The organism is Terrabacter terrae, assembly GCF_039529575.1.
GTDB lineage: Bacteria > Actinomycetota > Actinomycetes > Actinomycetales > Dermatophilaceae > Terrabacter > Terrabacter terrae.
Map to the genome: position 1 here is coordinate 1,357,561 of NZ_BAAANB010000021.1, position 16,956 is coordinate 1,374,516.

A 16,956-nucleotide genomic window follows, 5' to 3' on the forward strand; every position below is an offset into this window, starting at 1 on the left:
CGGACCCGCCGTGGGTCCTCCCCTCGTCACTGGGTACGAGCCCGACATGGCAACAGAAACGGACACCAGTCGTGACGACGCGCCGGACAGCCCGACCGAGCTGCCCAAGGCATCCCTCCTCGCGGTGCTCAAGCGGGCCAAGGGCGAGTTCAAGCGCGACAACCTCACCGACCTCGCTGCCTCCCTGACCTACTACGGCCTGCTGTCCATCGCTCCGGCCCTCTTCGTGCTCGTCGCCGCGCTCGGGCTCCTCGGCCCCGACGCCACCACGCAGGTCGTCGACCAGGTCAAGCAGCTCACGCCCGGCTCGAGCGCCCAGTTCGTGCAGACGCTGATCACCCAGGCCCAGTCCAACCGCAAGGGGGCCGGCTTCGGCGCGATCCTCGGCATCCTCGTCGCGCTGTGGTCGGCATCCGGCTACGTCGCGGCGTTCATGCGCGCGTCCAACGTCATCTACGACATCCCCGAAGGGCGTCCGATCTGGAAGACGGTGCCGATCCGGGTCGGCGTCACCGTCTTCGCCGTGGTCGTCATGATCATCAGCGCCGTGATCGTCGTGGTGAGCGGACCGGTCGCCCAGCAGATCGGCGACATCGTCGGCGCCGGCGACACGGCCGTGACCCTGTGGAGCATCTTGAAGTGGCCGGTGCTGCTGGTCATCGTCTCGATGCTGTTCGCCGTCCTGTTCTGGGCCAGCCCCAACGCCAAGCAGGGTGGCGTGAAGTGGGTCAGCCCCGGTGGCCTCGTCGCCGTGGTCATCTGGCTCGTCGTCTCCGGCCTCTTCGCCCTCTACGTCGCGTACTTCTCCTCCTACAACAAGACGTACGGGTCGCTGGCAGGCGTGGTCATCTTCCTGGTCTGGCTGTGGCTGACCAACATCGCGATCCTGCTCGGGGCCGAGGTCAACGCCGAGCTCGACCGCAGCCGCGCCATCGCCGCCGGGCAGCCGGAGGACCTCGAGCCGTTCGCCGAGCCGCGTGACACGCGTGCGATGGACGAGGTCGACAAGCGGGCGCTCGAGGAGGCCGCCGAGCGACGCTCGCACTGAGGTCCGGCGCCCCCCGCCCGGCTCGGCGAACCGAGCGGGCGGGGCGGCCGCCCTCGAGAACGTCTGTTTCGTCCCTTTAGAGTGACGCCGTGGACGATGCAGCACCGGTACCCCTCGACCGGCCCATCCGCTGCGGCGGTCCTCGCGGATGAGCCAGTGGCGCGAGGACACGACCGAGCGGTGGCGAGCCTTCCGGCGTGCGCTGCACCGTCCGGGCCCCGAACGTGACGCCCTGCTGCTCCTGCTCAAGGCTGCAGTCGCAACGGTGGTCGCCTGGCAGTTCGCGGTTCGGGTCCTGGACAGCCCGGTCCCCTTCTACGCCCCGATGGCGGCCCTGCTCGTCGTGGACCACACCATGGTGCGGTCGCTGTCCGCGAGCGCCCAACGCATCGCCGCGGTGGTGCTGGGACTCGGGGTCGCCTGGGTCGTCGCCAACGTCCTGGGCGTGTACTGGTGGACGATGTTCGGGGTCATCCTCGTCGCCCTCGTCATCGGGCGCTGGTCCCGCCTCGGTGACCACGGCATCCAGGTCCCGGCCATGGTGCTGCTCTCGCTCATCACCGCCAAGGGCACGGACGCGCAGTTCACCTACCTCACCATCGTCGAGACGATCGCCGGTGGCGTCATGGGGGTGGCGACCAACGCCATCGTGTTCGCGCCGCTGCACCTGACCAAGCCGCGGCAGCGGGTGGCGGCCCTGGCCCGCCAGGTGCGTGACCTGCTCGCCCAGATGGCCGACGGGCTGCGCGGCGACTGGGACGCGGACACGGCGCGCGGGTGGTACCGCGACGGCACGGACATGGTGGAGAAGGCCCCGCTCGTCCTCGAGGACATCCGCACCGGGCGGGAGAGCACGCGGTTCAACCTGCGGCAGAACCTGCGCCCCGCCGACATCGACTGGCAGGGCTATGAGCGGACCGTGACCACCTTGCGACGGGCGCTGTGGCAGGTGACCGGCATCGGGCACACGCTCGTGGACGCCGCCGACGGTGCCGAGCACCACCCTGCGCCTTCGGCAACCTTCCTCGCCCGTTTCGCCGACGCGCTGGCCGCGATGTCCGTGGCCGTCTCGCAGCTCGGCCGGCACGAGGAAGCGGCAACCAAGAGGTTCGACGACTCCGTCGCCACCGCGCTCACCGTGCTGACGGGCCTGCGCGAGGAGGTCCACCGCGCGCCGCTCGACGACCCCGAGCAGTGGCCGGTCTACGGCTCCCTGATCAGCGACTCCCTGCGCGCGCTCAGTGAGCTGGAGTCCGCCCGGGAGTCGGCGGTCGTCCCCACCGGCGACGCCCCCACGCGGCTGCCGGCCCGTCAGTCCACTGCGTGGGCGCGCATGCGGCGCCTGCGTTCCCACCGGGCCGCGACGCACCGCGCTGGGGACGCGAAGGACAGGGAGGAGCCGGCTCGCCGTGGCTAGGGTGGCCTCATGCGCGTGACTCACCTCGGACATGCCTGCCTCCTCGTGGAGACCGCCGACCGTCGCATCCTCATCGACCCGGGCAGCTTCTCGTCGGGCTTCGAGGCGCTGACCGGGCTCGATGCGTTCATCGTGACGCACAACCACTACGACCACTTCGACCCCGAGCGGGTCTCGGCGCTGCTGCGTGCCAACCCGGGCGCGAGCGTCCACACCGACCCCCTCACGGCCGAGAAGCTGCGCGACGAGGGCCTGGCCGCGGTGCCCTCACGCCAGGGTGAGGACTTCGCCGTCGGCGACGTGACGATCTCGCCCGTGGGCGAGCTGCACGCATACAACCACGCGGCGATGCCGCGGATCCCCAACGTGGGGGTGGTGCTTCGCGCCGAGGGCGAGCCCTCGCTCTACCACCCGGGCGACGCCTACGACGGCGAGCCGGGGGAGGTCGACGTGCTGGCCCACCCTCTGAACGCCCCGTGGGCGGCGAGCCGCGACTCCATCGCGTTCGTCGCCCGCATCGCGCCGAAGGTCTTCATCCCGATCCACGACGCGCTGCTGACCGAGGTCGGCCACCGCATGTACTCCGGGCACATCGAGCAGTTCTCGGGAGTCGACGGCCTGACCTACACCCCGCTGCGCGACACCGAGTCCGCGATCTTCTGACGCCGGGGCCAAGGGGGACGAGATGAGCGACGTGGCGGCTCTGCCTGCGCCGCAAGGAGAACCCATCGCAGGACCGGCCATCGCCGTGCGTGGGCTCGGCAAGCGCTTCGGTGACCTCATCGCCGTCAACGGCATCGACCTCGACGTGCCGCGCGGCTCGTTCTTCGGACTCGTCGGCCCCAACGGCGCGGGCAAGACGACGACTCTCTCGATGGTGACCGGGCTGCTGCGACCCGACGCCGGGCAGGCGTTCGTCCTCGGGCGCGACGTGTGGGCCGACCCCGTCGCGGCGAAGCGCCTCGTCGGCGTGCTCCCGGACGGGCTCAAGCTCTTCGACCGGCTCACCGGACTGCAGCTGATCACGTATGCCGGCCTGCTCCGAGGGCTTCCGCGCGAGCTCGCGTCGGAGCGGGCTGCCGAGCTCGTGGCCGCCCTCGGGCTGACGGAGGCGCAGGGCAAGCTCGTCGTCGACTACTCCGCCGGCATGACGAAGAAGGTCACGCTGGCCTCGGCCCTCGTCCACGCTCCGCGTGTGCTAGTGCTCGACGAGCCGTTCGAGGCGGTCGACCCCGTGTCGGCCGCCACGATCCGGCGCATCCTCGCCGGGTTCGTCGAGTCCGGCGGCACCGTCGTGCTCTCGAGCCACGTCATGGACCTCGTCGAGCGCATCTGCAGCCACGTCGCGGTCATCTCCGACGGACTCGTCCTTGCCGCGGGAGAGCTCGACGACGTGCGGTCAGGCCGTCCCCTCGAGGAGCGGTTCGTCGACCTCGTCGGAGGGTCCACCGAGGTGGTGGGGCTGTCGTGGTTGCGCACCTCGTCCGACTGAAGCTCGCCCTGCTGCGAAACGTCTTCCGCCGCAGCCGGGCCCAGACCATCGGTGCGGTCATCGGCGTCCTCTACTTCACGGTCCTCGTGCTGGGGCTCGCACTGATCCTCGCGTCGTTCCGCGGATCGCCGGACGAGGCCCGGGTCGTCATCCCGCTCGCCGGTGCCGCCGGAATCGTGCTGTGGACCGTGGTGCCGCTCTTCTCCTTCGGCTCGGACCCCACCCTCGACCCGAAGCGGTTCGCCACCTTCGCTGTCCCGCACCGCGACCTCGCCGTGGGACTCCTGGCGGGAGCCCTGGTCGGGCTGCCGGCGATCGCCTCGATGGTGCTGTGCGCGGGCGTGGTGGTCGCCTGGTCGCAGACGGCGGCCTCGACGTCGGCTGCGGTGCTCGGAACGGCCGCCGGGCTGCTGACCGCCGTCACGACGAGCCGCTGGGTCTCCGCGGTGCTGAACCAGGCCATCTCGAGCCGTCGGGGTCGGGACGCCATCGCCGTCGTGGGCCTGCTGCTGCTCGTGGTTATCGGCCCGGCGGTCTCCGTCGTGGCGAACCTCGGCGAGAACCTCACCCATGTCGCTGCCACTGCGGCCGCCGTGGTGGGGTGGTCACCGCTGGGCTGGGCCTGGGCGGCTCCCGGCGACATCGCGGCCGGCGACCTCCTCACCGGTGTGCTGCGCCTGCTCCTGGCCGTCGGCCTGCTGGCCGTTCTCTTCCGGCTGTGGTCACGGGCCCTGCGCAACGAGGTCGACGACCCGCGCGCCGTGTCACGCACCGACTCCGGCAGCACCTCCGGTGACGACCTGGGCCTGCTCGGGCGGCTGCCTCCCAGCCCGGCCGGCGCCGTCGGGGCCCGGGTGCTGACCTACTGGCGCCGCGACCCCCGCTACCAGATCAGCATGGCGATGACGCCGATCGCGCCCTTCGCGCTCCTGGTCCCGTACTACACCGGCGACCTGCCGTGGACACCGCTGCTCATGGGTCCGCTCGTCGCCTTTCTGGTCGGCTGGAGCGGCCACAACGGCGTCGCCTACGAGTCGGACGCGCTGTGGCTGCACATCGTCTCGGGGCTCTCCGGCCGCGACGACCGGCGCGGCCGGCTCGTTCCCGAGGTGCTGCTGGCAGCGGTGCTCGTCCCCCTGCACTCCCTCGTCGGAGTCGGTGTGGCGGGACGCTGGGACCTGCTGCCCGCGGTGCTCGGTGTCGCCGCCGCCCTGCTCGGCGGGGGGTATGCCGTCTCCAGCGTCATGAGTGTCGTGCTGCCCTACCCGGTCCCCGAGTCGGGCGAGAGCCCGTTCAACGCACCACCGGGGGCGGCCGGGATCACCCTGGCCGCCCAGTCCCTCGCCAGCCTGGGAACGCTGGCGCTGGCCTCGCCCGTGCTCCTGCTCGGCTGGTTGGCGTGGCGCGGGTCCACGCCGGCCTGCTGGGCCGCCGCGGCCGTCGGTGCGGCGCTCGGCTGCGTCGTGGCGTTCGTCGGCGTGGAGCTCGGTGCGCGGCTGTACGACCGCCGCGCGCCCGAGCTGCTGTCGGCCCTCCGCCGCGGCTGACCCGCCACCCGCGTCAGCGAGCCGCGGCCAGGTCGACCGCCAGGTGCGCGGCGCCGATGATGCCGGCCTGGTTGAGCAGCTGGGCCGGAACGATCGGGCAGCGCAGCTTGAGCTTCGGCAGGAAGTCGTCGCTGTCCTTCGAGATGCCGCCGCCGACGATGATGAGGTCGGGTGAGAAGAGCTTCTCGATGGTGTCGTAGTAGGTCTGCAGCCGCTCGCCGTACTCGTCCCACGAGAGGCCCTCGATGTCCTTGACGGACGAGGCGGCCCGGTCCTCCGCGTCGTAGCCGTCGATCTCGAGGTGGCCGAGCTCGGAGTTGGGGATCAGCCGCCCGTCGTTGATCAGGGCACTGCCGATGCCGGTGCCGAGGGTCGTCAGGATGACGAGGCCCTGCACGCCCTTCGCGGCGCCGTAGTACAGCTCGGCCAGCCCGGCGGCGTCGGCGTCGTTGAGGACGGTGACCGCCCGCCCGGTGTGCTCCTTGATCAGCGACTCGGCGTCCGTGTCGATCCAGGAGGGGTCGATGTTGGCCGCCGAGAGCACGGTGCCGCGGATCACGACGGCCGGGACCGTCACGCCGATCGGGGAGTCGCCCGTGACGTCGGCGAAGTGGTCGACGATCTGGTCCACGACCTCGGCGACCGCGCCGGGTGTGGCCGGCTTCGGCGTGAGGATCTTGAGCCGCTTGCCGGCGAGCTCGCCCTTCTTGAGGTCGACGGGGGCGCCCTTGATGCCGCTGCCGCCGATGTCGATGCCGAGGGGCTTGCCGTGCTTGGCCATGGTCCCTGCTTCCTTGTCGAGGACGTGGTCGATCGTGCCGTGGTGCTGGTGGTGCGAGTGGAGACCCGCCGGAGCCGCGGGAAGCCTACGCGCCCGGAGAGACCTCGGGCAGCGTGAGGATCTCGTTGCCGTCGTCGGTGATGACGATCGTGTGCTCGAACTGGGCCGAGCGACTGGCGTCGCGGGTGACGACGGTCCACCCGTCGTCCCACATGTTCCACTCGTGGGTGCCGAGGTTGAGCATCGGCTCGATGGTGAAGGTCATGCCGGGCTCGATGACGGTGTCGTAGTGGGGGGCTGCGTCGTAGTGGGGGACGATGAGGCCGGAGTGGAACTCGAGCCCGATCCCGTGGCCGGTGAAGTCGCGCACGACGCCGTAGCCGAACCGCTTGGCGTAGCTCTCGATGACCCGTCCGATGACGTTGATCTCGCGTCCCGGTCGAGCTGCACGGATGCCGCGCATCATCGCCTCGTGCGTGCGCTCGACGAGCAGGCGCGACTCCTCGTCGACGTCGCCGACGAGGTAGGTGGCGTCGGTGTCGCCGTGGACCCCGTGGATGTATGCCGTCACGTCGATGTTGACGATGTCACCGTCCTCGAGGGGGCGGGCATCGGGGATGCCGTGGCAGACGACCTCGTTGACGCTGGTGCACACGGACTTGGGGAAGCCCTTGTAGCCGAGCGGCGACGGGTAGGCGCCGTGGTCGAGCATGTACTCGTGGGCGATCGCGTCGAGGCGGTCGGTGGTGACGCCCGGGGCGATGGCCCCGGCGGCCTCCACCATGGCCGTCGCGGCGATGCGCGAGGCGATGCGCATCTTCTCGATGGTCTCGGCGTCCTTGACGCGCACGTCGCCGTCCTCGCGGAACGTCGCCACGTCGACGTAGTGCGGCCGCTGGATGGCCGCCGGCACGGGGCGTCGCGGACTCAGAGCGTGGGGGGACACCCGCGGTTGGAGCAACGGCATACGGTGGAGTCTAGGTCGTGGACGGATGGCGTCCACGAGCGGCGCCCACGGGCCGGACCGCTCCACGGGGCCGTCACAGAGAAGGAGTCCGCAGGTGAGCTTCTGGTACAACGTCGACACCGGGCAGGTCGAGACCGACGAGAACCGCAGCCGAGGTGAGCAGGTGCTGGGCCCGTACCCCACCGAGGCCGCTGCGCGTGCTGCGCTCGACTCGGCCCACAAGAAGACGGAGCAGTGGGACGCCGAGGACCGCGAGTGGAACGAGCGGGGCTCGAGCTCTGGTGACCACGACGCCTGACGGCGCCTTTTGCGAACTCAGCTGCGCCCACCGGCTCCCGGCCGGTGGGCGCAACCGTCACGTGGGGGCCGGGGAAGGGATCAGGACTCGAACGAGTGCCCGGCGTCCGGGAAGGCGCCGGACTCCACGTCGGCGGCATACGCCCGTGCCGCGTCGAGCAGGGTGCCCCGCAGGTCGGCGTACTTCTTGACGAAGCGGGGTGAGCGGCCGCTGCGCAGGCCCGCGAAGTCGCTCCACACGAGCACCTGGGCGTCGGTGACGGCCCCCGCGCCGATGCCGACCGTCGGGATGTCCAGGGACTGGGTGACCCGGGCGGCCACGGGGGCCGGCACCATCTCGAGGACCACGGCGAAGGCGCCGGCGTCCTGCAGGGCCCGAGCGTCCGCGACGAGCGCGTCGGCTGCGTCCCCGCGCCCCTGCACCCGGTAGCCGCCGAGCTGGTGCTCGCTCTGCGGGGTGAAGCCGACGTGCGCCATGACGGGGATGCCCGCGCCGGTCAGGGCCCTGACGAGCGGCGCCATCGACGCGCCGCCCTCGAGCTTGACGGCGTGTGCTCGGCCCTCCTTCATGAGGCGCACCGCGCTGGTGAAGCCCTGCTCGACCGAGGCGCCGTAGCAGCCGAAGGGCAGGTCGGCCACGACGAGCGCCCGGCGGGCGGCCGACGCGACGGCGCGCACGAGCGGGACCATCTCGTCGAGGGTGACGGGCACCGTCGTCTCGTAGCCGTAGACGTTGTTGCCGGCGGAGTCGCCGACGAGCAGCACGGGGATGCCGGCCTCGTCGAAGATCTCCGCCGCATACATGTCGTATGCCGTGAGCATCGCCCAGCGCCGCCCCTCGGCCTTCAGGGCCTGCAGGTGCGGGATTCGCACCTTGCGCGGTGGGGGCGTGGCGTTGGTCGGGCGCGAGGCGCCGGCCCCGGAACCGTAGGGACTCTGCTCCTCGGGGCCTGCGCTCATGGCCCGAGCATAGCCACGTCAGGACGTGACAAAACTCCCGCCTCCTATAGGTGCAAAGCAGTTCCGCGACTAGGTCAGCAGCGCACTTCTTTACGAAGAATTTAACCTTTCGATCCACGAACATCGTGGAGGCATAAGTTTTTCCAAATCTTCTGAGAGCGGGCGCCACATTGTCTGTGATGTGTGTTTGCATACCGGAGGCGCCGACTTGAGGCGCCTTGTGACCAGGAGGACAAACACGTGAACAAGCGCCAGTGGAGTGCTGTTTCGGGGTTGGCCGTCGGTGCGCTCGTCGTCACCGGCCTCACCGCTCCGATGCAGGCTCAGGCAACGCCCGTTGCCAAGGCCCCGGCGAGCGGAGACCCCGCGGCCGCCCAGGCCTCCCGCCCGGACAACCTGCCCAACCCGCTCGCCGACGCCCAGGCGGCCGAGCGGAAGGACGCCGTTGCCAAGCTCCTCAAGGGCCAGGCGACCACCAAGACCATCAACGGCAACCGCGTCATCGAGGTCAAGAGCACGGGCACCGACAAGAACGGCAAGCCCAAGAAGTCGAAGTACGTCAACTACCCGGTCAACCGCGAGGAGGACATCTTCACGATCCTCGTCGACTTCGGCGACCAGGTGAACCCTGCGACGGGCGGCACGGCCGGCCCGGTGCACAACCACATCGCGCAGCCGGACCGCAAGTGGGACGGCAGCGCCACCGACGACAACTCGACGTACTGGACCAAGGACTTCAACCGCCAGCACTACCTGGACATGATGTTCGGGCAGGGCGAGTCGTTCCGGGACTTCTACCAGAAGCAGTCCAACGGCCGGTTCCTCGCCAAGGGCGACGTCTCCGACTGGGTGAAGGTCCCCTACAACGAGTCGCGCTACGGCTCGAACAAGTACGCTGACAACTCGACGTACTGGCCGTTCGTCCGTGACACCGCCAAGGCCTGGTACGACTCCCAGGTGGCGGCGGGCAAGACGCAGGCCGAGATCAAGGCGTACCTCGCGCAGTTCGACAAGGTCGACCGCTACGACTACGACCACGACGGCAACTTCAACGAGCCCGACGGCTACATCGACCACTTCCAGGCCATCCACGCCGGTGAGGGCGAGGAGGCCGGCGGTGGCACCGAGGGCGAGGACGCCATCTGGTCGCACCGCTGGTACGCCTACTCCACCGACGAGGGCAAGACCGGCCCCGACTTCAACAAGCTCGGCGGCGTCCCCCTCGGCGACACCGGCATGTGGATCGGCGACTACACGACCGAGCCCGAGAACGGCGGGCTCGGCGTCTTCGCGCACGAGTTCGGCCACGACCTCGGACTGCCCGACCTCTACGACACGCAGGGCGGCGACAACAGCACCGCCTTCTGGACCCTGATGAGCGGCGGCTCGTGGCTCAACCACGGCACCGACTCCATCGGCACGACTCCCGGCTACATGGGTCCGTGGGAGAAGCTGCAGCTCGGCTGGCTCGACCACACCGTCGTGCCGTACGGCAAGGACACCACGGTCAAGCTGAGCCAGGCCGACCTCGCCACGAAGAGCGACTCGGTCCAGGCCCTCGTGGTCCCGCTTCCCGAGCGCACGGTGACGACGAAGCGCAACACGCCGCACTCCGGCAAGGCGGAGTGGTGGAGTGGTTTCGGCAACAACCTCAGCTCGACGCTGTCGCGCAGCGTGGACCTCACCGGAGCGACCACCTCGGCGTCGATCAGTGCCTTCGTCCAGGGCAACCTGGAGGCCGAGTACGACTACCTCTACGGCGAGGTGTCGACGGACAACGGGGCGAACTGGAGTCAGGTCGGGGACCCGATCGACGGCACGTTCGATTGGGCGCAGAAGTCGTGGGACCTCTCGGCCTACAAGGGCCAGAACGTCCAGTTCCGCTTCCGCGTGGCCACCGACGGCGGCGTCGCCAGCGAGGCCTACATCGACGACGTCTCCGTGGTCAAGGACGGCGTGGCAGGACCGGTCGACGACGTCGAGTCCGGCACCGGGGCCTGGACCGCGAAGGGCTTCTCCATCATCAGCGGCACCACCTCGAGGCAGGTGCAGGACTTCTACTTCGCCGAGAACCGCGTCTACAGCGGCTACGACGCGACGCTGAAGACCGGCCCGTACAACTTCGGCTGGGGCACGACCAAGCCGGACTGGGTGGAGCGCTTCCCGTACCAGAACGGCATGCTCGTCTGGTTCGCCAACGGTGAGTACGGCGACAACAACACGTCGGCCCACCCGGGTGGCGGCGAGGTCCTGCCGGTCGACGCCCGCCCGGCGCCGGTCATGCTGAACAACGCCGACGGCACGCGCACCATGCTGGGCAACCGGCGCCAGCCGTTCGACGCCACGTTCGGCCAGGAGAAGACCGACGCGGTGACCTTCCACCGCAACGGCGTCGCCACCAAGGTCCCGTCGCAGCCTGCGATCCCGACCTTCGACGACCGCGACCCGAAGCGCTACTGGACGGCCGACAACCCGTGGGCCTCCACCAAGGTGGCCGGTTCCGGCACGACGATGACCGTCGCCAAGACCCGCCAGGGCGGCAACGAGCTCGAGGTCCGCGTCGACTTCAAGTGACGACCTCGAGTGACCTTCCGGTCATGAGGTGAAGGGCCCCCGGGACACGTCCCGGGGGCCCTTCGCGTGCCCGCCCCACGGCATACGTCCGGCCGGTGGCCGCGGAAGACCGTGTCTCGCAACATCCCCGAAACAGCCATGCGGCAGGATCGACACATGAACCGTCAGGAAGAGTTCGTGCTCCGCACGATCGAAGAGCGCGACATCCGCTTCGTCCGTCTGTGGTTCACGGACGTCCTCGGCACGCTGAAGTCGGTGGCGGTCGCCCCGGCCGAGCTCGAGGGAGCCTTCGCCGAGGGCATCGGCTTCGACGGCTCGGCCATCGAGGGTTTCGCCCGGGTCTACGAGGCCGACATGCTGGCCAAGCCGGACCCCTCGACGTTCCAGATCCTGCCGTGGCGCGGTGACCCGCCCGGCACCGCCCGGATGTTCTGCGACCTGCAGCTGCCCGACGGCTCGCCGAGCTTCGCCGACCCGCGGCACGTGCTCCAGCGCGCGCTCGGGAGGGCCGCAGACCTCGGCTTCACCTTCTACACCCACCCCGAGATCGAGTTCTTCCTGCTCGAGCAGGGGCGCGACCCGCAGGGCCGGCCCATCCCCGTCGACGACGCCGGCTACTTCGACCACGTGCCGCACGGCACCGGCCACGACTTCCGTCGCGCCGCCATCACGATGCTCGAGAACATGGGCATCTCCGTCGAGTTCAGCCACCACGAGGGCGCGCCGGGGCAGAACGAGATCGACCTGCGCTACGCCGACGCGCTGAGCACGGCCGACAACATCCAGACCTTCCGCACGGTGGTCAAGGAGGTGGCCCTGACCCAGGGCATCTACGCGACCTTCATGCCGAAGCCCTTCTCGGAGCACCCGGGCTCCGGCATGCACACCCACCTGTCGCTCTTCGAGGGCGACTCCAATGCCTTCTACGAGGCCGGCGCGCCCTACCAGCTGAGCAAGGTCGGCCGTCAGTTCATCGCCGGGCTCATGCGCCACGGGGCCGAGATCGCCGCCGTCACCAACCAGTGGGTCAACTCCTACAAGCGGCTGTGGGGCGGGGGAGAGGCCCCGGCGCACCTGACCTGGGGGCACAACAACCGCTCCGCGATGGTGCGTGTCCCCATGCACAAGCCGAACAAGGGCCAGTCCACCCGCGTCGAGGTCCGCTCCCTGGATGCGGCGTGCAACCCCTACCTCGCCTTCGCCGTCCTGCTCGCAGCCGGCCTCAAGGGGATCGAGGAGGGCTACGACCTGCCGCCCGAGACCGAGGACGACGTCTGGAGCCTCACCGACGCGGAGCGGCGGGCCATGGGCATCAAGCCGCTCCCGGCCTCTCTCGGGCGTGCGCTCGAGGTGATGGAGGAGAGCGAGCTCGTCGCCGAGGTGCTCGGCGAGCACGTCTTCGAGTTCTTCCTGCGCAACAAGCGCCAGGAGTGGCTGGACTACCGTCACGAGGTCACCCGCTTCGAGCTCGAGCGCTACCTGCCGCGGCTCTGACGCATGTCCTCCCGCACGACGCGCACGACGACCACCGAGGGATCGCTGGCGCGACTCGGCTTCGCGGACGCCCAGAGGGCGGCGGGGCTGATCCGCGACGACGCCCTGCTGCCGCTGCGGGCCGCGGTCCCGGACGGCCAGCTCGACGAGCTGGCTGCCGTCATGGGCGACACCGCCGACCCCGACCAGTGCCTGCTGGGTCTCGTACGCGTCGCCGAGTCGCTGGCCCGGGAGCAGGACGCCCCGGACTGGGGGATCTCGGCCTTCGCGACCGAGCTCGCCTCTGCCGGCGTCGGACGCGAGCGCGTCCTCGGCGTGCTCGGAGCGTCGTCCGCCCTGGTGGACGAGCTGGTGCGCCACCCGGAGCACTGGGTCGACGCGGCCAGGGCCGAGCGGCGCCCCGGCGACCAGACCCGCGCTGACCTCGTCCGTGCGGTCGGGATCGAGCGCGGCGAGCGGACCCCGCTGGACGCGCTGCGGATCGCATACCGCCGTGGGCTGCTGCGAGTCGCTGCCCTCGACGTGACGTGCCCCGACCCGCTCGCCGAGATGCCGGCGGTCGGCGAAGCCCTGGCCGAGCTCGCCGAGGCCGCCCTGGAGGCGGCGCTCGTCATCGCCCGCGAGGAGCACGGCCCCGGTCACGAGGCCTGTCGGCTGGCCGTGATCGGCATGGGGAAGACCGGTGGCGGCGAGCTCAACTACGTCAGCGACGTGGATGTCATCTTCGTGGCGGAGCCGGCCGACGGCGCCGACGAGGACACCGCGCTCCGCGTGGGGACCGCGCTCGCCACGGCCCTCATGCGGGCGTGCTCCACGCCGACGCCGGAGGGCAGCCTGTGGCCGGTCGACGCCGCCCTGCGACCCGAGGGCAAGCAGGGCCCGTTGGTGCGGACCATCGCCAGCCACAAGGCGTACTACGAGCGCTGGGCCAAGACGTGGGAGTTCCAGGCGCTGCTCAAGGCCTGGGTCTCGGCCGGTGACAGGGAGGTCGGGCTGCGCTACAAGGCCGAGATCTCCCCGATGGTCTGGGAGGCGGCCGGCCGCGCCAACTTCGTCGAGGACGTCCAGGCGATGCGCCGCCGCGTCGAGCAGCACGTTCCGGCCAACGAGGCCGAGCGCCAGCTCAAGCTCGGCCCGGGCGGCCTGCGGGACGTGGAGTTCAGCGTGCAGCTGCTCCAGCTCGTCCACGGCCGCACCGACCCGGGACTGCGGTCGGCGACGACGCTCGAGGCCCTTTCAGCCCTCGCGCGCGGCGGCTACGTCGGTCGCGAGGACGCTGCGACGCTCGACCGCGCCTACCGCCACCTGCGCTGCCTCGAGCACCGCATCCAGCTGCACCGGCTGCGCCGCACGCACCTGATGCCGGTCGCCGAGGCCGACCTGCGCCGGCTGGGTCGTGCCATGGGTCATCGCACCCACCCCGAGCGTGCCGTGGTCGCCGACCGCCAGGCGTCGGCCCGCGAGGTGCGACGGCTGCACGAGCGCCTCTTCTACCGACCGCTGCTGGCAGCCGCCGCCAAGCTCAGCCCGACCGAGGCACGGCTGAGTCCCGAGGCGGCACAGCAGCGGCTGCTGGCCCTGGGCTTCCGCGACCCGGCGGGCGCGCTGCGCCACATCGAGGCGCTCACCTCCGGCGTCAGCCGTCGGGCCGCCATCCAGCGCACCCTCCTGCCCGTCATGCTCGGGTGGTTCGCCGACGAGGCCGACCCCGACGCGGGCCTGCTCTCCTTCCGTCGCGTGTCCGACGAGCTCGGCACGACGCACTGGTACCTCGCCATGCTGCGCGACGAGGGTCGGGCCGCCGACCGGCTCGCCCACACGCTCGCCCGCAGCCGGTATGCCGCGGACCTGCTCGTGCGCTCCCCGAAGAGTGTCTCGATCCTCGGCGACGACAACGGCCTCGTCCCGCGCAGCCGGGAGGCGTTGACCGCCACGATGCAGTCGGCAGCGGGGCGGCGCGACTCCGCGGCCGAGGCGGTGGCCGCGGTGCGCGCCATCCGCCGCCACGAGCTGCTCCGCATCGTCATCAGTGACCTCGTCGGGCTCCTCGACCTCGAGGGCGTCGGTGTCGCGCTCACCGACCTGACGGCCGCCACCGTCCAGGTGGCCCTCGACGCCGCGGTCCTGGAGGTGGAGCGCCGGGAGGGCGTGCCGCTGGGGGGAGATGTCCTCGTCGTCGCCATGGGCAGCTTCGGCGGAGGTGAGCTCGGCTACGCCTCCGACGCCGACGTCATGTTCGTGCACCGCCCGCACGAGGGGTCTCCCGAGCAGGACGTGCAGGCCCGGGCGACGCTCGTGGTCCAGGAGCTGCGCAAGCTGCTCTCCGCGCCAGGCGCCGACCCGGCTCTCGGGCTCGATGCCGACCTGCGCCCGGAGGGCAAGGGCGGCCCGCTCGTGCGCAGCCTCGACTCGTTCCGCACCTACTACGAGCGGTGGGCGCTGACCTGGGAGTTCCAGGCCCTGCTGCGTGCCACGCCGATCGCCGGTCCTCAGGAGCTCGCCGACGAGTTCTCTCGGCTCATCGACCCGCAGCGCTGGCCCGAGGGCGGGATCAGCGAGCGGCAGCTGCGCGAGATCCGCACCATGAAGGCCCGGGTCGAGAGCGAACGGCTCCCGCGCGGCGCCGACCCGCGCACCCACCTCAAGCTGGGCCGCGGTGGACTGACCGACGTCGAGTGGGTGGTGCAGCTGCACCAGCTGCAGCACGCACACGACCGTCCGGCGCTGCGGGTCACCGGGACCATGGCCGGCCTGGCCGCCCTCGGTGACGAGGGCCTCGTCGCTGCCGAGGACGTGAAGGCACTGCACGAGGCGTGGCAGCTCGGTGCGCGGATGCGCAACGCCGGGGTCCTGTGGCGCGGCAAGGCGATCGACAGCGTGCCGTCCGACCTGCGCGACCTCGACGGCATCGGCCGCATCATGGGCCGCCCGGCCGGCGAGGGGGCGGCCCTGGCAGAGCTGTGGCGCCGTGTCGCCCGACGTTCCAGACATGCCACTGATTTCAACTTTTACGGGTCCCCACCTCGGGGTAGCGTCGGCACGTGAGTCCAACCCAGGGGCACGAGCTCAGCGCGCCGACCTACGCCGCCGTCCTCCGTGTCCCTCGGTACCTGCCGATCTTCCTGGCCAGCGCGCTGTCGATGTGGGGCGACTTCATCGCCCGGATCACCATCGCCGCGGTGGTCTACCAGCGCACCGGCTCGCCGCTGGTCACGGCCACGACCCTCGCCGTCAGCCTGGTTCCGACCTTCCTGGGGCGCAGCCTGCTCGGCCCCCTCGTCGACCGGTTCCCCTACAAGTGGGTGCTCATCTGGTCCCACCTGCTGCGTGCCACCTGCGTGCTGGGGCTGATGCTGCTCGTGCTCAACCAGTCGCACTTCTGGCTCCTGTTCCTCGTGCTCTTCCTGCTCGAGCTGGTCGGTGGCGCCTCCACGGCCTCGTCCATGGTGCTGCTCACCGATCTCGTCGAGGACCGTCGGCTCTACGCCAAGGCCGTCGCCCTCGGCGGGATGTCCGAGCAGTTCAACCAGGCCATCGGCCTGGCCGTCGGTGGTGGGCTGGTCGCCCTGGTGGGCCCTGAGACCGGGCTGCTGTTCGACCTGCTCACCTTCGTCGTGAGCGCTGTCGTCATCCTGTTCGTGGTGCAGGTGCGGCCGGTCCCCGGCGAGCGGGGTCGCGGGCTGCGCGGCTTCGCACGCGACCTGGGCAAGGCGACCGGCGACCTGGTCCGCCACCCGGTGCTGGCGCGCCTGATGACCCTGAGCGCCGTCGCGGGCCTCGGCATCGTGGCCCCGGAGGCGCTGGCCCTGCCCATCGCCGACGCGAAGGAGTGGGGCGGCGTGCTGATGGCCTCACCGATCGCCGGTGCCGTCGTCGGCATCCTGTTCATCGGGCGCCGCGACGTGGTGAGCCAGAACCAGTCGATCGTGCCGCTGGCCCTGGCGATGCCGGTGCCCCTGCTGCTGACGGCCCTGCACCCGCCGCTGTGGGTCGTCATGGCCCTCTTCTTCCTCTCGGGCACCATGCAGGCGTTCATGATCCCCCTGCAGGCCACGTTCGCGCTCACGACCGAGCCGGCCATGCGCGGGCGCATCTTCAGCCTGGCCGGGTCGGTGTCCGTCGCAGCCGGCGGTGTCTCCTACCTCGCCGCGGGGTGGGTGGGCATGCTCGTCGGCGCGCATGCGGCGGTGGCCATCTGCGCCGTCGCGTGCCTGGGCCTGACGGCGATCCTGGCCGTCACCTGGCCGCACCGTAGTGTGCGCTCTGCCGTCGACAGCGCCTACGCGACGACGTCCTCGCACGCCGCCTGAGCCCGGCGATGCCCGCCGGCTCGCACCTGGAGAGCCGCGACGGCGCGGCGTCGACCGTGTCGACGCCGC

The 16,956-nt window shown here is 70.9% G+C and carries 13 protein-coding genes; 10 read left to right on the top strand and 3 right to left on the bottom strand.

Going from position 1 to position 16,956, the window contains the following annotated elements:
- Positions 1–46: 46 nt before the first annotated feature.
- From ABD194_RS16555 to ABD194_RS16575, 5 genes are all read left to right on the top strand, one after another.
- Positions 47–1,048, top strand: coding sequence for a YihY/virulence factor BrkB family protein (locus ABD194_RS16555; protein WP_343993341.1), 1,002 nt, complete (start codon positions 47–49; stop codon positions 1,046–1,048).
- A gap of 148 nt (positions 1,049–1,196) precedes the next feature.
- Positions 1,197–2,465, top strand: coding sequence for an FUSC family protein (locus ABD194_RS16560; RefSeq protein WP_343993343.1), 1,269 nt, complete (start codon positions 1,197–1,199; stop codon positions 2,463–2,465).
- Between the two features lie 9 nt (positions 2,466–2,474).
- Entirely contained in the window at positions 2,475–3,128 is a 654-nt protein-coding gene (locus tag ABD194_RS16565; RefSeq protein ID WP_343993345.1) for an MBL fold metallo-hydrolase, read from the top strand.
- Positions 3,129–3,150: 22 nt separating this feature from the next.
- Positions 3,151–3,957 (top strand): ABC transporter ATP-binding protein, encoded by an 807-nt coding sequence (locus ABD194_RS16570; RefSeq protein ID WP_343993347.1) that lies wholly within the window; start codon positions 3,151–3,153, stop codon positions 3,955–3,957.
- The gene (locus tag ABD194_RS16575) at positions 3,933–5,504 is read left to right on the top strand and encodes a hypothetical protein (protein WP_343993349.1); all 1,572 of its coding nucleotides are present in this window, start codon (positions 3,933–3,935) and stop codon (positions 5,502–5,504) included. The genes ABD194_RS16570 and ABD194_RS16575 overlap by 25 nt, the downstream gene beginning before the upstream one ends.
- 13 nt (positions 5,505–5,517) lie before the next feature.
- Here ABD194_RS16575 and ppgK read toward each other — a convergent pair whose 3' ends face one another.
- On the bottom strand, positions 5,518–6,285 hold the full coding sequence (gene ppgK, locus ABD194_RS16580) for a polyphosphate--glucose phosphotransferase (protein ID WP_343993351.1): 768 nt from the start codon (positions 6,283–6,285) through the stop codon (positions 5,518–5,520).
- 85 nt (positions 6,286–6,370) lie between these two features.
- Positions 6,371–7,252 (bottom strand): type I methionyl aminopeptidase, encoded by an 882-nt coding sequence (map, locus tag ABD194_RS16585; RefSeq protein WP_343993353.1) that lies wholly within the window; start codon positions 7,250–7,252, stop codon positions 6,371–6,373.
- A 94-nt stretch (positions 7,253–7,346) separates the two neighbouring features.
- On the opposite strand from map, the gene ABD194_RS16590 reads away from it, so the two are divergent.
- Entirely contained in the window at positions 7,347–7,550 is a 204-nt protein-coding gene (locus ABD194_RS16590; protein ID WP_343993355.1) for a methionine aminopeptidase, read from the top strand.
- 80 nt (positions 7,551–7,630) lie between these two features.
- Here the strand turns inward: ABD194_RS16590 and panB are convergent, their stop codons facing one another.
- Complete coding sequence (gene panB, locus ABD194_RS16595; protein ID WP_343993357.1) at positions 7,631–8,509, bottom strand: 3-methyl-2-oxobutanoate hydroxymethyltransferase; 879 nt, start codon at positions 8,507–8,509, stop codon at positions 7,631–7,633.
- 240 nt (positions 8,510–8,749) lie between these two features.
- Between panB and ABD194_RS16600 the strand changes: the two genes are divergently transcribed.
- The 4 genes from ABD194_RS16600 (at position 8,750) to ABD194_RS16615 (ending at position 16,887) form a co-directional block, all read left to right on the top strand.
- The gene (locus ABD194_RS16600) at positions 8,750–11,083 is read left to right on the top strand and encodes an immune inhibitor A domain-containing protein (RefSeq protein ID WP_343993359.1); all 2,334 of its coding nucleotides are present in this window, start codon (positions 8,750–8,752) and stop codon (positions 11,081–11,083) included.
- Positions 11,084–11,239: 156 nt separating this feature from the next.
- Positions 11,240–12,577: a glutamine synthetase family protein gene (locus ABD194_RS16605; RefSeq protein ID WP_343993361.1), complete on the top strand. Its 1,338-nt coding sequence runs from the start codon at positions 11,240–11,242 to the stop codon at positions 12,575–12,577.
- A 3-nt stretch (positions 12,578–12,580) separates the two neighbouring features.
- Positions 12,581–15,622, top strand: a complete 3,042-nt coding sequence (locus ABD194_RS16610; protein ID WP_343993363.1) for a bifunctional [glutamine synthetase] adenylyltransferase/[glutamine synthetase]-adenylyl-L-tyrosine phosphorylase — start codon at positions 12,581–12,583, stop codon at positions 15,620–15,622.
- A complete protein-coding gene (locus tag ABD194_RS16615; protein WP_343993365.1) occupies positions 15,619–16,887 on the top strand; it encodes an MFS transporter in 1,269 nt (422 codons plus the stop codon). The genes ABD194_RS16610 and ABD194_RS16615 overlap by 4 nt, the downstream gene beginning before the upstream one ends.
- The last annotated feature ends 69 nt before the right edge of the window (positions 16,888–16,956 follow it).